Below are 14557 nucleotides of genomic sequence, written 5' to 3' on the forward strand. Positions count from 1 at the left end.
ATCAGAGGCAATCAAACCGCGAAAAACGCCAATCTTATCGAGCAGATTGGCGTTTTTCCACAGTTCTTAACCCAGCATTATTTACCCATCCCTAACTGTTGAGCCTTTTGGTAAACTTTGCCTTCCGTCAATAGAGAAGGCGCAATCACCACCTCCACCTGCTGCATTTCCTTAAGATCCTTCGCCCCCAAGGTTCCCATACTGGTTTTCAGCGCCCCCAGTAAATTATGAGTCCCATCATCCAACTTGGCCGGCCCGGTCAGGATTTGGGCTAAAGTTCCCGTAGTCCCCACGTTAATCCGGGTCCCCCGAGGTAAAACCGGGCTAGGCGTTGCCATTCCCCAATGATACCCCCGCCCCGGAGCCTCAGCCGCCCGAGCAATAGGAGAACCAATCATCACCGCATCGGCACCACAGGCGATACATTTACAAACATCACCCCCGGTTACAATGCCCCCATCGGCAATCACAGGCACATAGCGCCCCGTTTCTTGGGCGAAAGCTTCCCGCGCCGCCGCACAGTCTGCCACGGCCGTTGCTTGGGGAACTCCTACCCCTAGCACCCCTCGGGAGGTACAAGCGGCACCCGGGCCAATGCCCACTAAAATGGCGGCCGCCCCTGCCTTCATCAAGTTAAGGGCTACATCATAGGTGACACAGTTTCCCAACACCACAGGCATGGGCATTTCTTGGCAAAACTGGATTAAATCCAAGGGAGTTACGGAATCCGGGGAGAGGTGCGCCGTGGAAACCACCGTCGCCTGAATAAACAATAAATCGGCCTGAGCTTGAGCCACCACAGAGCCATACTGAGCGGCCCCAGCCGGAGTTAAACTGACGGCGGCAATACCCCCTTGTGCCTTAATGTCCTGAATCCGTTGTTGAATCAGTTCCGGTTTAATCGGTTCTGCATACAGTTCCTGCATTAACCCCACAAACTCCTCTTTTCCCACCGAAGCGATGCGGTCTAGAATGGGGTTGGGGTCGGTGTAACGAGTTTGAATCCCTTCGAGGTTCAAAACTCCCATTGCTCCCAACTCTGTCAAGAGGGCTGCCATTTTCACGTCCACCACCCCATCCATCGCACTGGCCAGAATTGGAATTTCTCGCTCAATTCCGCCAATGGTGACACGAGTATCCGCCAAAATCGGATCTAGGGTGCGTTGCCCCGGTACTAGGGCAATTTCATCAATACCATAAGCACGTCGAGCCGTTTTTCCTCGACCAATTTGAATATCCACTCTATTTTTCCGCTCCCAAAGCTATTTATCTAGGCTATCAAATTTTGGGGGGCAATTTTCGAGAATCAATTATCATCTCCCCTTCCCCGGTCATGGCGCGTAAAATTTTGCTGACATCCTTTCAAACTTGGTTGCCTCATCAGGTGTCTAACTCCTCGGATGATTTATTGCAGAAAATCCAAGGGCATCCTCCCCAAAACCTAGAGTTGATCTATCTCCGACATCTCCCTGTTGATACCCACCGAGCCAGTCAACAAGTCCAGCAGGCGATCGCACAATATCAACCCCATTGTGTAGTCTGTTGTGGGATGGCGGAGTCTCGGGAGAATCTCACCCTAGAATCTCATGCCTGTTGGGGAACCGAACAATTTTTCACGACCCTCCCCTTAGAGTCTCTAATTGCCCCACTGACGGCTACAACGATTAGTCATGATGCGGGAAAATTTGTCTGTGAAGGGTTATATTTTCACGTTTTAGAGTATTTACACCGCACCCAGTCCTCTTGTGGGGGGGTGTTTGTTCATGTTCCCCGGCTCGCCCCTAAAAATGAAGCCAAAATAGTCCGAGATTTCCAGCACTTGTTAATGGGTTTATCGGGCTTGCTGAGTACAATTTGATACTAGAGGCAACAGGCTGTCATACTCTATCTCTTTAATAATCCATTTTTTCGATATCCTCACGAATATCATTTAAGTCAATATAACAATCCGTTGCATTGCGTAGTTCTCGGGCAATCATTCCCTCGGTAGAAACGACGGTAATATGAGTATTTTTCGATCTTAATAACTCAATTGCTCGCTCAAAATCACCATCTCCACTAAATAAGACAACCCGATTATACTGTTCGCAGGTGTTAAACATATCAACCACAATTTCTATATCTAAATTCGCTTTTTGAGAATAACGACCGGAGACATCATCATAATATTCCTTTAAAATTTTGGTGCGGACGGTATAGCCCAGGCTAATTAGGGCATCCCGAAAGCCTCGCTGATCTTGGGGATCTTTTAATCCGGTGTACCAAAACGCATTTACTAATGTCACATTATTGCGGTTTTTGAAATATTCTAAAACTCGTCTGGGGTCAAAGAACCAACCATTCTTTTGTTGAGCATAGAACATATTATTCCCGTCTACAAAAATAGACAGACGATTTTCTGTTAAACGCATAAAAATAAGACCTAATAAAAGGATTAGGAGATTAGAGTTTAGATTTTAGGGATAAGATAAACATTATACAGGAGAACTCTACCTGTGAAAAAAAACAGGAGAACCCTTCCCTAAAATGTTCCATCATAACGGACTGAATAAGGTCGATCTTAAGGGGATCGGGAAAGGGTTTAGTTGAGCGAATCTAATAAGAAGTTAAGAGGTTAGGGCAAGAGGTGATAAGAACACCAATCACTCCAGCCACCGACATAAAGTTTGGCGTTGGGAATACCCGCTAATTCTAACGATAAGAGATTCACACAAGCGGTAACTCCAGAACCACAGTAGACGATGATCTCCTGTTCAGTCCCGATAGTTTGCCAGCGTTGTTCTTGTTCTGCGAGGGGACGGAGATAGCCGTCCGTTGTACAAACATCTCGCCAAGGGAAGTTCATCGCACCAGGAATGTGACCCGCTTGGGGGTCAATGGGCTCCCGTTCTCCTCGATAGCGATCGCCTTCTCGTGAGTCAATTAAGGTGACAGTAGGCTGATCCTTGCGCTTGAGAAGCTCTTGATAGTCCACCACCCAATGGGGTTGAACTTGGGGGATAAACTCTCCGGTTTTGGCGGCCGGACCATCGGTCGTGACAGGATAGGACTGATTAACCCAACCCGACCATCCCCCATCAAGAATGGCGACTTGCTCATGACCAAAGTAGCGTAAAAGCCACCACAGACGGGCTGCAAAAGCCATTGCAGAATCGTCATAGGCAATGACCCACGTTTTCCCCCATTCGACCCCCATCGCGGCCATTTTGGCGGCAAAGGAGGCGGCATCAGGCAGGGGATGACGACCCCCATTTTCCCCGACTGGGGCTGATAAATCTAGATTTAGATCGAGATAATAAGCGCCAAGAATATGACTTTCTTGATATTGATTCCGCCCCAATTGGGGGTTTGCCAATTGGAATCGACAATCCGCGATCGCGATTTGTGGATTGTCCAATTGGTTCACCAACCACTCAGCAGAAACCACTGGATTCATAACGTATAACTCATAACAGTTTAACAGGTTTCCTCATCACAGGTTTCATTCGCCCTTGAATATTCTTTCACAATCAACAAGCAATTGCGCTGGTCTTCTGTGCGATTATATTCCAACACATCGGCGATTTTTTGTAAAATCGCCAAACCCCGCCCGCCTCCAGCATGGGTATTCATGGGGTCTGCTTGTTGCTGGAGATACTGCTGGAGAGAAAAGGGCGCGCCAGCATCCCAAATCCGTAGAATAATCTGTTGCTCATCAACCCTGACTTCAAGATCAATGGGGGTTTCTGGGGGTTTGTCCCGATGAGCATGACGAATAGCATTGGTCAGGCCTTCCGCTAAGGCGAGTTCGCACTGCAACCAATCTTTTTGCTCAATTTCAGGGAGATAAAGGGAGTTAAACCAGGCCAGAGTCCGCTTGAGGATTCTGAGTTCCGTGGGGACTTGACGATAAGCTTGTTTGAGAATAGTCAAGGGAAGCCTTTGGGTAAGCAGAAGCATTTCTAGTGTAGCTCAATACCTTCGTCCTTGTTCTGTTCCTTATACCCGTTAGGGTTGCTGGGAGAGTCTGTCAATTTCCTTGGTCAAGTCGCCAAAACTAACATAGGATTGCTATAAGAACCTGCTGTCGTCTAACGTTCCTGAACTGATCACCGTGCCATGACGCATATTCTAATCGTTGATGATGATCCTGCGATTCAACTCCTCCTCAAACGTACCTTAACGCGCCAAGGGTATGAAGTGACCGTAGCAGGAAACGGAGTCGAGGGACTGGCCAAAGCTCAAGAACTTTGTCCGGCGATGGTAATTTGTGATTGGGTCATGCCTCAGATGAATGGCCTTGAGGTTTGTCGTCATATTAAAGCCACGCCCCAACTTTCGACGACTTTTTTTATTTTGCTCACGTCTAAGGGATCTGTGGAAGACCGGGTAGAAGGTCTAGATGCTGGGGCTGATGATTTTCTTTGTAAACCGATTGAAATGTTTGAACTCAAGGCGCGCATTCGCTCTGGTTTGCGTCTCCATCAGTTAAGTAGTGATCTCCAACATCAAAAGCGCATTCTAGAGGCTGAATTAGCGGAAGCTGCTGAGTATGTATGTTCTATTCTGCCAGAACCTTTTTCCGATGGGGGTTTAGCGGTGGATGTGCGGTTTATTCCGTCCAGCCAGTTGGGGGGGGATAGTTTTGATTATTTTTGGCTGGATGAGGATCATTTAGCGGTGTATTTGTTGGATGTGTCAGGGCATGGTTTGCGGGCGGCCTTGCCCTCACTGGCCGTAATTAATTTACTGCGTTCTAAGGGGTTGATTCAGGTGAATTATCATCAGCCTAGTGAAGTTTTGCGTGGCCTGAATGATACCTTTCAAATGACCGCTCGCAATGATAAATACTTCACCATTTGGTATGGAGTTTATAATCGGCGATCGCAGCAGTTAATCTATGCCAGTGCCGGACATCCCCCAGCCCTTTTGCTCAGTGGCACAGCCCAAGGGGAAATTCTCGTACAAAAGCTCAAAACCCCCGGTTTTCCGGCCGGAATGTTCCCCGATGCGGAATACACCGATGCCACCTGTCCAATTGAACCAGACTCCTGTCTCTACATATTTAGCGACGGCATTTATGAGATTAACGCCCCCGATGGGACTTTGTGGGGCATCGACCACTTCATTGAGCAGTTGCAGTCTTACTTTACCCAGCCTGACCGGAATTTAGATTGGCTGATCGAAAAAATCAAACGGATGAATGCCCTCACCTATTTTGAGGATGATTTATCCTTGATGGAAATTAAATTCTAAGATAAAGAGCTTTCCTCTGAAGACGTAGCCGTGACCTGAGAATCCGCAATATCCTCATGGAAAGCGTCCCGATCCCCATAAATATGAAACACCCGATCCATACTGGTTAGCTCAAACAGCATCTTAATCTGTTCATTAATCGAACAGATAAATAGCTTTCGATTTTCAGCCCGCACGGTTTTCAACGCCAGAACGAGAGCCCCTAAGCCAGAGCTATCCATAAACGTAACATCCTTAAAATCAATCAAAATAATTTGAGCGCCATTTCTGACACTCTCATTGATTTCTTGGCGAAACTCGGCCACTTTGGTGCTATCCAAAATTCCAGACGGTTGAACAATTTTAATATTGGGACTCATAACTCCAGGGCAAATGGAAATTAGATCAGTTCTGATAGTATAGCCTGATCGTCTCTTTCCATCATCTCTGACCCCCCGAGGAATCCCCGATCCTCAAATCTTCCTGCTTCCATGATTTAATGAAAAGCGCAACCGTAGCGGGAAGTCAGGTCATGGAAACCTACGATGTGGTGATTATTGGGGCGGGTCATAATGGGCTAGTTTGTGCGGCCTATTTACTAAAAGCCGGGTATCGGGTGGTCTTGTTAGAAAAACGCCCGGTTCCAGGAGGGGCAGCCACTACCGAGGAAATCATGCCCAAAGAAGCACCGGGCTTTCAATTTAACCTTTGTGCTATTGACCATGAATTTATTCACCTAGGTCCGGTGGTGCAAGAATTAGAACTGACGAAGTACGGTTTAGAATACCTGCCCTGTGATCCCGTCGTCTTCTGTCCTCAAGCCAATGGGGATTATTTTCTCGCCCATCAGTCCGTCGAGGCCACCTGTCGAGAAATTGCGCGCTATAGTCACCATGACGCGGAACAGTACGCCGAGTTTACCCGCTATTGGCAACAACTAGCCCGGGCGATCGCACCCCTCTTTAACGCCCCCCCAATGGCCTTGTTAGAAATCGCCGGAAACTTCGACTCCGATAACTTTAAAGACCTGCGCGCCCTCCTCGGCTCCAAAAACAAAGTTCTTGACTTCATCCGTACCATGATCACCTCCCCCACTGACCTCCTCAACGAGTGGTTTGATCATGAAGTGGTGAAGGCCCCCCTTGCCCGTCTCGCCGCCGAAATCGGCGCGCCCCCCTCCCAGAAAGGCATCGCCGTAGGATCCATGATGATGGCCATGCGCCACGCCCCCGGAATGTCTCGCCCCAAAGGAGGAACAGGCGCACTGACGACCGCCCTCGTTAAGTTAGTCCTAGCCCTCGGGGGGAAAATCTACACAGACCAAGCGGTGGAGCGCCTACTCATCGACAACGGAAAGGCCGTCGGAGTCGCCGTGGCCACAGGCCAAGAATACCGCGCCACCCAGGGCGTTATTTCCAACATTGACGCCCAACGCCTCTTTCTCCAACTGATTGACCCACAAGACACGGACCCCCAACTGCGCCAACGCATCGCCCGCCGTATTGTAAATAATAATGAAACCATCCTCAAAATTGACTGCGCCCTCTCAGAAGCCCCCCGTTTTGAGGGCTATGGTCATCAAGACGACTACCTCATTGGTTCCATCCTGATTGCTGATTCTGTGGATCATGTAGAACAGGCGCACTCGCTCTGTTTATTCGGGGAAATTCCTGACCAAGACCCCTCCTTGTATGTGGTCTGTCCGACAGTTCTTGACCCCACTATGGCACCGGAAGGCCATCACACCCTCTGGATTGAATTCTTCGCCCCTTACCAGATTAGAAACGCGGCGGGGACGGGTTTAAATGGTACAGGCTGGACGGATAGCCTGAAAAACCAAGTGGCTGATCGGGTAATTGATAAACTGGCCACCTATGCCCCTAATTTAAAATCCTCTATCCTCGCCCGTCGGGTAGAGAGTCCGGCTGAACTCGGAGAACGTTTGGGGGCTTATAAGGGCAATTATTACCATTTGGACATGACGCTAGATCAGATGGTATTTTTACGACCTTTACCGGAGTTAGCAGACTATAAAACCCCCATTGAGGGCTTATATTTAACCGGAGCCGGCACCCATCCGGGAGGGTCTATTTCGGGGATGCCCGGCCGCAACTGCGCCCGCGTTTTCTTGGCACGTCAACAACCTTGGGGTCAAAAATTAGGAGATGTGCGGAATTCCTTACAGTCTTTTGTGCGAGCCACTTTGGGAATTTAAAAGTTAAAGGTTAAGCCCTTATCGAGGATTTTTTAATGATTTTGTGTGATCAAGAAACACCTCACCGTTCAATGCCAGTGTATCTCATTCCATGGTTAATAATACTTTTAAAGCCCCTTTTTGTTGGGCAGCATCAAAGGCGGCTAATCCCTCACTGAGAGGATAGCAGGTTTGGATTAAAGGCGTTGGATCAATAGCGGCTTTATCTAATAAATCAATGGCTTTAGCAAAAGGGCCACAACGAGAACCAATCAGGGTAATTTCATCCACCACTAACGCCGAAGCATTTATAGATAAATTACCCGCGTAGGTACTTTTTAAAACTAGCGTGCCTCTGGGTCTTAATCCCTTGAGTGCTAACTCAAAACCGCTCGGATTTCCCGTACATTCTACGGCAATATCAAAGCTTCTCTCTTGGACAATATCGGCAAAGCCTGTATGAATGCCTTGTTTCTCTAAATTTGCTAACTTAGACCGATGACGACCTACGACCGATAAATCACATCCCGTTAAAGCTAAGGTTTGACCAATCAATTGACCAAGCTTACCATCGCCAATCACTAACACTTTTTGACCGGGATGAATCGGAATTTGTTCTTGAATTTCTAAGGCCGCCGCGAGGGGTTCTATAAAGGTTGCAGCATCGGTTGAAATATGATCGGGGAGGGGATAGAGATTTTTATTTGGCAGGGTTAAATATTCGGCAAATGCCCCATTTCTGTTGACAATTCCTAACACGGTTCGCTTCTCGCAATGAGTAGGTTTGCCTTTTTGACAATATAAACATTCCCCACAGGAGGCGTTAATTTCGCCTACTACTCGTTTATGTTTTAAATGACCAAGGCCTTGTTCCACAATCCCTACAAATTCATGACCTAACACCCCCCGATAGGGATAATAACCCCGCAAGAGTTCTAAGTCTGTATTACAAATTCCGGCGCGTAAAACCCTTACTAGGGCTTCATCTCTACTGGGTTCGGGAAGGGGTAAATTAGATTTCAGTTCCAGTGTTTGGTTTTCTAGCCAAATGCCTTGCATCATTTTGGATCATCCTGTTTTTTGACACTCTCACCGCCCAGCTATGCTGTGGTGAGAGATTCTTGTTTCATTGAGCGCTGCTTTCTCGCCGTGAGGATGGCAGAAATTCTAGCAAGACATCCTCAACGGGGCGAGGTTGCCAGTTGAGGGCTTTTCTGGCTTTGCTGCTATCTACACGCACACAACGTTCATAAACGTAGTGTAATCGCTCCCGACCGATGGGGGGATTCCAGTTAAAAAGCTGTCCGAGGACTTCTAGAATAGAAGCAACGACCACAACGAGGGGTTTGGGGGCTTCTTGGGGGGTGGGGATGCCTGTAGCTTTACTCAAAAGGCGGAACATTTCCCGACTGGGGAGTTCTCCGGCGGAAATGATGTAATGTTCTCCTGTGGGGGCTTTTTCGGCGGCTAGAATCATGGCGGTGACGAGATCATCTACATGAACAATGCCTGTAATGCGATCGCCCCCTAACCAGAATTTTAACCGCTTTTTCAGGAACAGGTGAATCACTGGCCCAAAATGGGGATCGTCGGGGCCGAAAATCCCGGACGGCATGACACTAACGACGGGAAACCCTTGGCGGGCGGCTTCGTCTACCAGTTGCTGGGCGAGGTATTTGGTGCGGTCATAAGCGGAGGAAAAGCCCTCTTGTTGTCGTTGGAAGGTTTCGTTAATAATCTGACCTCGGGTGTCCCCATAGATGCCGATGGTGCTGCAATAAACCATTTTAGACACTCCGGCGGCTTGGGCGGCGGCCAACAGGGTGCGGGTGCCTTCTACGTTGACTCGTTCCATTTTCGCCCCGTCTACAATGCCCAGTTCAACATAGGCGGCGGTGTGGAAGACGGTATCGACTCCTTGCAGGGCGCGGTCAAGGGCGAGGCGATCGCCAATATCCCCATAAACCCACTCTACCTCAACTCCGGCCAAGCGTTCGAGGTTACTGGAAGCCCGCACATAGGCCACCACCTCCACCCCTCGCCCCACTAAGGCCTTGACGAGGTGAGAACCAGTAAATCCGTTTGCCCCTGTGACCAATGCTCGTTTCATGGTTGTTTTTGAGTCCCCCTAACAATCTTGTAAATCCCACAATAACAAGACGATCTCATCAATGGCGGCTCGTTGGCGACTAATCCCTTGTTCGGATTGATTCACCATGATACTAAAAACCACCGTTGAGCCATCGGGTTGATCCAAATACCCCGCGAGGGTAGAAACCCCGGTCATTGTCCCCGTTTTTGCCAAGAGAACCCCCGCTAAGGGCGTATCCTGAAAACGGCCCTGTAGGGTGCCACTCACCCCGGCCACAGGTAAGGATGCCCGAAAAACCTCACGGTGGGGCGTGGTTTCCATCCCTTGCAGGGTTTGGACTAGCCCCAAGGGACTCAGGAGATTGTGGCGAGATAACCCGGAACCATCCCGGAGTTGGTGGGTGTCTGCTTCTACCCCTAACTGACTTAGGGTGGTTGTTAAAGCCGCTAGACTGGACTCCTGACCCACCCCTAGACCCAAGGTATGAAGGAGGACTTCGGCATATAAATTATTGCTGGCTTGGTTCGTCTCTTGGATTAACTGAGATAAAGGGGGAGATTGCAATAAAAAGGTTTCTTTGCCTTTGTGTCGTTGGGGAGTCCGGTCAATCTCAGCCCGTTGGACGGTAATCCCTTCGGCCTGCAAACGTTGCTCAAACTGGGCGAGGAAATAGGCCCCAGGATCTCGTAGCGCCATCCGCCACTGTCGGGGGGCTGCATCCACCGGAAACCGCCCGCGAAAGGCTAAAACGGGTTCCCCTACCCGTCCGGTCATTTGCAGGCTGTAGGGAGTCTCTGGGGGGGCGCTGCGGGCTTGATTGTCAATCTCCCACTGGGCGAGGGCTAAAGCATCCTCGCTGGTAATGGCGACAGGTTGACCGGGTTGTTGGGGGGTGATGGTCAGGGGGAAGCTATTCTCATTGAGAATCAAGCTATTAACCACCGTGCCATAGTAAAAATAGAGGTCGGAAAATTCCCAAGTGGGATGGGTGGCTGGGGCGGGTAAATAGCCATCTTCAACAATCAGGTGGTCAATCTCTGTCACCCCACGTTCTCGCAAATATTGGGCGAAGGTTTGCAGGTCTTGGGGGGTGAGGGTGGGATCTCCTTTCCCCACGAGGCGTAAGGTTTGCAGACGGGGCGGCCGCCCGGTGATTTGGATGGGGGTGAGGATGGGATAGTCGGGGCCAAAATGGTGGAGGGCGGCGGCGGTGGTGAGGAGTTTGGCGCTGGAGGCGGGGTTAAAGTAGGCGGTTCCGTGGTGGTTGTAGAGGGGGGTGTTCTCGTTGAGGGCTTGAATGAGCAGCCCCCAGCGCGATCGCTCCCACTCAGGACGGTTGAGAATTGACCGAATGGCGGCGGGGAGTTCTGCACGGCACAGAGGGGCGGCTACAGTGGGCAGGGGGGCAAGAATGCTCAGGGTTGCGATTGCCGATAAAATCCATTTCATAACAGGGAACAGGGAACGGGGAACGGGGAACGGGGAACGGGGAGTTGGGAGAGGGGGAGAGGGGGGGAGGGGGAGACGAGGAATTAAGACCTATTACCTAGGGTCTGCTGAATAACACCAGATGCTAGGCTCAACAAGGGAACAGGGAACTCTTAACAGGGAACAGATCATCTAAAACTGGCACGATTGCCTATTCCCGACTCCCGACTCCCGACTCCCGATTCCCCAACTCTCGGACTTATTCAGCAAGCCCTACCTATTACCTATTCCCTGCCCTCAACAGGATGCTGTCCATAAAAAGGCAGGGTTTCTGACCAGTGGGGGCGCTTCCCTTGGTTATAGGCTAATCGGGCTAGGTTAAACACACTGATCACACTCTTTCCCGAGGGCTCCGCGATTTCGAGGAGGTGGTGAGGGTGGGGCAGTTGGGCGCGGGTTTCCTGCCATTGGGGGTGAGTCATGGCGACATCAGCCAGAAGGGTTTCTAAACCGGAGAGTAGGGGCTGATACACCGCTACAAAATACTGCTCTCGTCGGGCGACTTGTTGAACCGCGATGGGAGTATGGGGGGGAACTTCGCCCCGAATATCCCAAGCACTGGCTGCTAAACTAGAGACGGGGAACAGAGGGAGGTTTAACTGCTGGGCTAAGGTGCGCGCTGTTACCACCCCAATCCGAGTGCTAGTGAAACTGCCCGGCCCAATGGCCACCGCCAAAAAGGTTAAATCTGACCAAGTTTGAGGGGGGAGAAAGGATTGTAGAAACTCGTGGAGATGACTGGATAACTCCCGCCCCAAATCCCAGACCTGAAACCGGATTGGGGCCTGATGATCTAAAGATGCGATCGCCAATCCCAATTCCGACCCACAAGTATGGAGCGCCAAACCATACCCCACCTCAGAGGAAATACCCGACATTCTCAACATCCCCAATTCACCGCCCCCATTGTCGCAGATTCTCCCCCCGCCTTTGTTAACTTTTCTCTACAGTTTGGAGAGTCTGACCCCGCGTAGGATAATGAAAAAGTATCTGAACCGAGACATGGCGGATCTCAACGTTGGACAGAAGACCCCCTTTCCCAACTCAACCGAGGAATTTATCCCCGCCATGTCCCGTTTGACTGTTTGACTATGCAAGGAGAAAGTTTTGGTCGCAACTACACCATTGAAAACTACTAAATCAGAAGAAATTTTTGCCGCCGCTCAAAAACTCATGCCGGGGGGTGTGAGTTCCCCTGTTCGGGCTTTTAAATCCGTTGGAGGACAACCCATTGTTTTTGATCGGGTCAACGGGGCCTATGTTTGGGACGTGGACGGCAATCAATACATTGATTATGTCGGCACTTGGGGCCCCGCCATTTGTGGTCATGCCCACCCAGAAGTTTTAAGCGCCCTACAGGAGGCCTTAGTCAAAGGAACCAGCTTTGGCGCTCCCTGTGTCTTAGAAAATGTCCTCGCAGAAATGGTAATTGATGCCGTTCCCAGCATTGAAATGGTGCGTTTTGTCAATTCTGGCACCGAGGCCTGTATGTCCGTTCTGCGCTTAATGCGAGCCTTTACAGGACGGGAAAAAATCATCAAATTTGAGGGCTGTTATCACGGCCACGCGGATATGTTCTTAGTCAAGGCCGGATCCGGTGTCGCGACTTTGGGTTTACCCGACTCCCCCGGTGTCCCCAAAAGCACCACCAGCAGCACCCTAACGGCTCCCTACAATGACTTAGAAGCGGTGAAAGCCCTCTTTGCCGAAAACCCAGATCAAATTGCTGGGGTGATTTTAGAGCCTGTGGTGGGGAATTCGGGCTTTATTCCCCCGGATGCGGGCTTTTTGGAAGGATTGCGCCTAATTACCCAAGAAAATGGGGCGTTATTGGTCTTTGATGAGGTGATGACCGGGTTCCGCATTGCTTACGGGGGCGCACAGGAAAAATTCGGCGTAACTCCGGACTTAACGACGTTGGGTAAAGTGATTGGGGGCGGTTTACCTGTGGGGGCCTACGGTGGCCGCAAGGATATTATGTCTATGGTGGCTCCGGCGGGTCCGATGTACCAAGCGGGAACCCTTTCCGGGAATCCTTTAGCCATGACGGCCGGGATTAAAACCCTAGAGTTGCTGCAAAAACCGGGGGTTTATGAGCAGTTGGAACAGGTGACAAAAGGGTTGAGTGATGGATTAATGGCGATCGCGCAGGAAACCGGACACCCCGTTTATGGGGGCAGTATTAGCGCCATGTTTGGGTTATTCTTCACCGGAGATCCCGTCCACAATTATGAAGACGCGAAGAAATCCGATCTCAACAAATTTGCCCGTTTCCATCGGGGAATGTTAGAACAAGGGGTGTACCTTGCCCCCTCCCAATTTGAGGCCGGATTCACCTCTTTAGCCCACACTGAGGCCGACATTACCAAGACCTTAGAAGCGGCCAAGGTGGTGTTATCTAATCTGTAGCGCCCTAGGTGAATGGTTAGGCAACCCGGTTTCTGACCTCAAGCTAGAAACCGGGTTTTTAATCAGGGTTGGAGATACTTAGGGTCTGCTTAATATCCCTCTAAGCACTGTTAATAGGGTTTTCCGTTGGGAGCGAGAAACTGTAAAGTTTTAGGGATAAATAATAAAAAAGGCTCGCCTTTTTTTGACTCCCCTTCTTCCTCTTCCCTGTTCCCTGTTCCCTACCCCCACGAGTGGTCACTGAGCGTTAGTCGAAGTGTAGAGTTATTCAGCACGCCCTAATTATGCAAATCACGATTGAACTTCCCGACAACATCGCCAATCAATTACAATCGGTCAATATTTCCCGACGAGTTTTAGAACTTATCGCGGCGGATCACTATCGTCAGGGTCGTATTGGAGCCGCCGAAGTGCGACAAATCCTTAATTTTTCCTCTCGTTGGGAAACCTACGAATTTCTTAAGCAGGAAAAAGCCTATTTGCCCTATACTGAGGACGATTTAGAGCAGGATGTCCAAGCCATTCGCAATGTTTTGTCGAGGGAATGATTATTATCTCCAATACCTCCCCTATCAACTACCTAATTCTGATTGGGCAGATCGACTTACTGCTTAAATTGTTCCGGCAGATCATTATTCCCCAAGTCGTTTATAGCGAACTATCTGATCCGGAAGCCCCTAACCTTGTCCGAACTTGGATAACAACCCCACCCAGTTGGCTCAAAATTCAACCTCAATCTGTCAGCGAAGCTTCGGATACAATCATTAATTTGCTTGATCCCGGAGAACGTGCAGCTATCCTTTTAGCCCAAGAACTGAAAGCTAACTTGCTTTTACTGGACGACATGAAAGCGCGACGCACTGCGATAGACAGGGGTTTGAGGATTACGGGTATCCTCGGGATTTTGGATCAGGCAGCAACCCTAAAACTCATCGACCTACCTGTTGCCGTCCAAAACCTTCAAGCGACATCTTTTTGGGCATCTGACAGTTTGTTTCAAAAGTTATTAGACAAGCACAGTTAACCCCTCAATTGCGCACCCAGAGGTTGGAGATACTTATGAGAGGATGAACGCAACCCGGTTTCTTTTTCTTCACCCCAGAAACCCGGTTTCTTGGTGAACCAGCTGTAACACATTAATCAAGTCTGGCGGGACAAAT

15 protein-coding genes are annotated in these 14557 nt (G+C 49.8%); 6 read left to right on the forward strand and 9 right to left on the reverse strand.

The window, feature by feature from the left end:
* Positions 1-77 precede the first annotated feature (77 nt).
* Positions 78-1241 (reverse strand): GuaB3 family IMP dehydrogenase-related protein, encoded by a 1164-nt coding sequence (locus tag SPI9445_RS0110180; protein WP_017304643.1) that lies wholly within the window; start codon positions 1239-1241, stop codon positions 78-80.
* Between the two features lie 92 nt (positions 1242-1333).
* On the opposite strand from SPI9445_RS0110180, the gene SPI9445_RS0110185 reads away from it, so the two are divergent.
* Positions 1334-1858 (forward strand): pyroglutamyl-peptidase I family protein, encoded by a 525-nt coding sequence (locus SPI9445_RS0110185; protein WP_017304644.1) that lies wholly within the window; start codon positions 1334-1336, stop codon positions 1856-1858.
* Positions 1859-1892: 34 nt separating this feature from the next.
* On the opposite strand, the gene labA is transcribed toward SPI9445_RS0110185, so the two are convergent.
* From labA to SPI9445_RS0110200, 3 genes are all read right to left on the reverse strand, one after another.
* Complete coding sequence (gene labA / locus SPI9445_RS0110190; RefSeq protein ID WP_017304645.1) at positions 1893-2411, reverse strand: low amplitude/bright protein LabA; 519 nt, start codon at positions 2409-2411, stop codon at positions 1893-1895.
* A gap of 203 nt (positions 2412-2614) precedes the next feature.
* On the reverse strand, positions 2615-3436 hold the full coding sequence (locus tag SPI9445_RS0110195; RefSeq protein ID WP_017304646.1) for a sulfurtransferase: 822 nt from the start codon (positions 3434-3436) through the stop codon (positions 2615-2617).
* A gap of 20 nt (positions 3437-3456) precedes the next feature.
* A complete protein-coding gene (locus tag SPI9445_RS0110200) occupies positions 3457-3939 on the reverse strand; it encodes an ATP-binding protein (RefSeq protein ID WP_017304647.1) in 483 nt (160 codons plus the stop codon).
* A gap of 159 nt (positions 3940-4098) precedes the next feature.
* On the opposite strand from SPI9445_RS0110200, the gene SPI9445_RS0110205 reads away from it, so the two are divergent.
* Entirely contained in the window at positions 4099-5235 is a 1137-nt protein-coding gene (locus tag SPI9445_RS0110205; RefSeq protein ID WP_017304648.1) for a PP2C family protein-serine/threonine phosphatase, read from the forward strand.
* Here SPI9445_RS0110205 and SPI9445_RS0110210 read toward each other — a convergent pair.
* Positions 5232-5594 (reverse strand): STAS domain-containing protein, encoded by a 363-nt coding sequence (locus SPI9445_RS0110210; RefSeq protein WP_017304649.1) that lies wholly within the window; start codon positions 5592-5594, stop codon positions 5232-5234. The genes SPI9445_RS0110205 and SPI9445_RS0110210 overlap by 4 nt on opposite strands.
* Positions 5595-5746: 152 nt before the next feature.
* On the opposite strand from SPI9445_RS0110210, the gene crtO reads away from it, so the two are divergent.
* Positions 5747-7429: a beta-carotene ketolase CrtO gene (gene crtO / locus SPI9445_RS0110215; RefSeq protein ID WP_017304650.1), complete on the forward strand. Its 1683-nt coding sequence runs from the start codon at positions 5747-5749 to the stop codon at positions 7427-7429.
* Positions 7430-7513: 84 nt separating this feature from the next.
* Here the strand turns inward: crtO and SPI9445_RS0110220 are convergent, their stop codons facing one another.
* The 4 genes from SPI9445_RS0110220 to tsaB all read right to left on the reverse strand — a co-directional run bounded on the left by SPI9445_RS0110220 (position 7514) and on the right by tsaB (position 11866).
* Positions 7514-8467 (reverse strand): MDR/zinc-dependent alcohol dehydrogenase-like family protein, encoded by a 954-nt coding sequence (locus SPI9445_RS0110220; RefSeq protein WP_026079682.1) that lies wholly within the window; start codon positions 8465-8467, stop codon positions 7514-7516.
* Positions 8468-8534: 67 nt separating this feature from the next.
* Positions 8535-9518: an NAD-dependent epimerase/dehydratase family protein gene (locus SPI9445_RS0110225; protein ID WP_017304652.1), complete on the reverse strand. Its 984-nt coding sequence runs from the start codon at positions 9516-9518 to the stop codon at positions 8535-8537.
* Positions 9519-9536: 18 nt separating this feature from the next.
* Positions 9537-10949 (reverse strand): D-alanyl-D-alanine carboxypeptidase/D-alanyl-D-alanine endopeptidase, encoded by a 1413-nt coding sequence (gene dacB / locus SPI9445_RS25095; protein WP_017304653.1) that lies wholly within the window; start codon positions 10947-10949, stop codon positions 9537-9539.
* A 263-nt stretch (positions 10950-11212) separates the two neighbouring features.
* Positions 11213-11866 carry a tRNA (adenosine(37)-N6)-threonylcarbamoyltransferase complex dimerization subunit type 1 TsaB gene (tsaB, locus tag SPI9445_RS0110235; protein ID WP_033373991.1) on the reverse strand — a complete coding sequence of 218 codons (654 nt, stop codon included), beginning with the start codon at positions 11864-11866 and terminating at the stop codon, positions 11213-11215.
* A 229-nt stretch (positions 11867-12095) separates the two neighbouring features.
* Here tsaB and hemL point away from each other — a divergent pair, with 229 nt between their 5' ends.
* The 3 genes from hemL to SPI9445_RS0110250 all read left to right on the forward strand — a co-directional run bounded on the left by hemL (position 12096) and on the right by SPI9445_RS0110250 (position 14421).
* Positions 12096-13397, forward strand: coding sequence for a glutamate-1-semialdehyde 2,1-aminomutase (gene hemL / locus SPI9445_RS0110240; RefSeq protein ID WP_026079684.1), 1302 nt, complete (start codon positions 12096-12098; stop codon positions 13395-13397).
* 284 nt (positions 13398-13681) lie between these two features.
* Positions 13682-13945 carry a UPF0175 family protein gene (locus tag SPI9445_RS0110245; protein WP_017304657.1) on the forward strand — a complete coding sequence of 88 codons (264 nt, stop codon included), beginning with the start codon at positions 13682-13684 and terminating at the stop codon, positions 13943-13945.
* Positions 13942-14421: a PIN domain-containing protein gene (locus tag SPI9445_RS0110250; RefSeq protein ID WP_017304658.1), complete on the forward strand. Its 480-nt coding sequence runs from the start codon at positions 13942-13944 to the stop codon at positions 14419-14421. The genes SPI9445_RS0110245 and SPI9445_RS0110250 overlap by 4 nt, the downstream gene beginning before the upstream one ends.
* The last annotated feature ends 136 nt before the right edge of the window (positions 14422-14557 follow it).

This window comes from Spirulina subsalsa PCC 9445 (genome assembly GCF_000314005.1).
Lineage (GTDB): Bacteria > Cyanobacteriota > Cyanobacteriia > Cyanobacteriales > Spirulinaceae > Spirulina_A > Spirulina_A subsalsa.

What these genes read in the sequence shown, in the direction of transcription:
- tsaB (WP_033373991.1), bottom strand. Translation starts at nt 11,866, where the DNA reads ATGTCGGGTATTTCCTCTGAGGTGGGGTATGGTTTGGCGCTCCATACT.
- SPI9445_RS0110245 (WP_017304657.1), top strand. Translation starts at nt 13,682, where the DNA reads ATGCAAATCACGATTGAACTTCCCGACAACATCGCCAATCAATTACAA.
- SPI9445_RS0110250 (WP_017304658.1), top strand. Translation starts at nt 13,942, where the DNA reads ATGATTATTATCTCCAATACCTCCCCTATCAACTACCTAATTCTGATT.
- SPI9445_RS0110185 (WP_017304644.1), top strand. Translation starts at nt 1,334, where the DNA reads ATGGCGCGTAAAATTTTGCTGACATCCTTTCAAACTTGGTTGCCTCAT.
- SPI9445_RS0110225 (WP_017304652.1), bottom strand. Translation starts at nt 9,518, where the DNA reads ATGAAACGAGCATTGGTCACAGGGGCAAACGGATTTACTGGTTCTCAC.
- SPI9445_RS0110205 (WP_017304648.1), top strand. Translation starts at nt 4,099, where the DNA reads ATGACGCATATTCTAATCGTTGATGATGATCCTGCGATTCAACTCCTC.
- SPI9445_RS0110195 (WP_017304646.1), bottom strand. Translation starts at nt 3,436, where the DNA reads ATGAATCCAGTGGTTTCTGCTGAGTGGTTGGTGAACCAATTGGACAAT.
- SPI9445_RS0110220 (WP_026079682.1), bottom strand. Translation starts at nt 8,467, where the DNA reads ATGCAAGGCATTTGGCTAGAAAACCAAACACTGGAACTGAAATCTAAT.
- SPI9445_RS0110210 (WP_017304649.1), bottom strand. Translation starts at nt 5,594, where the DNA reads ATGAGTCCCAATATTAAAATTGTTCAACCGTCTGGAATTTTGGATAGC.
- crtO (WP_017304650.1), top strand. Translation starts at nt 5,747, where the DNA reads ATGGAAACCTACGATGTGGTGATTATTGGGGCGGGTCATAATGGGCTA.
- labA (WP_017304645.1), bottom strand. Translation starts at nt 2,411, where the DNA reads ATGCGTTTAACAGAAAATCGTCTGTCTATTTTTGTAGACGGGAATAAT.
- SPI9445_RS0110200 (WP_017304647.1), bottom strand. Translation starts at nt 3,939, where the DNA reads ATGCTTCTGCTTACCCAAAGGCTTCCCTTGACTATTCTCAAACAAGCT.
- dacB (WP_017304653.1), bottom strand. Translation starts at nt 10,949, where the DNA reads ATGAAATGGATTTTATCGGCAATCGCAACCCTGAGCATTCTTGCCCCC.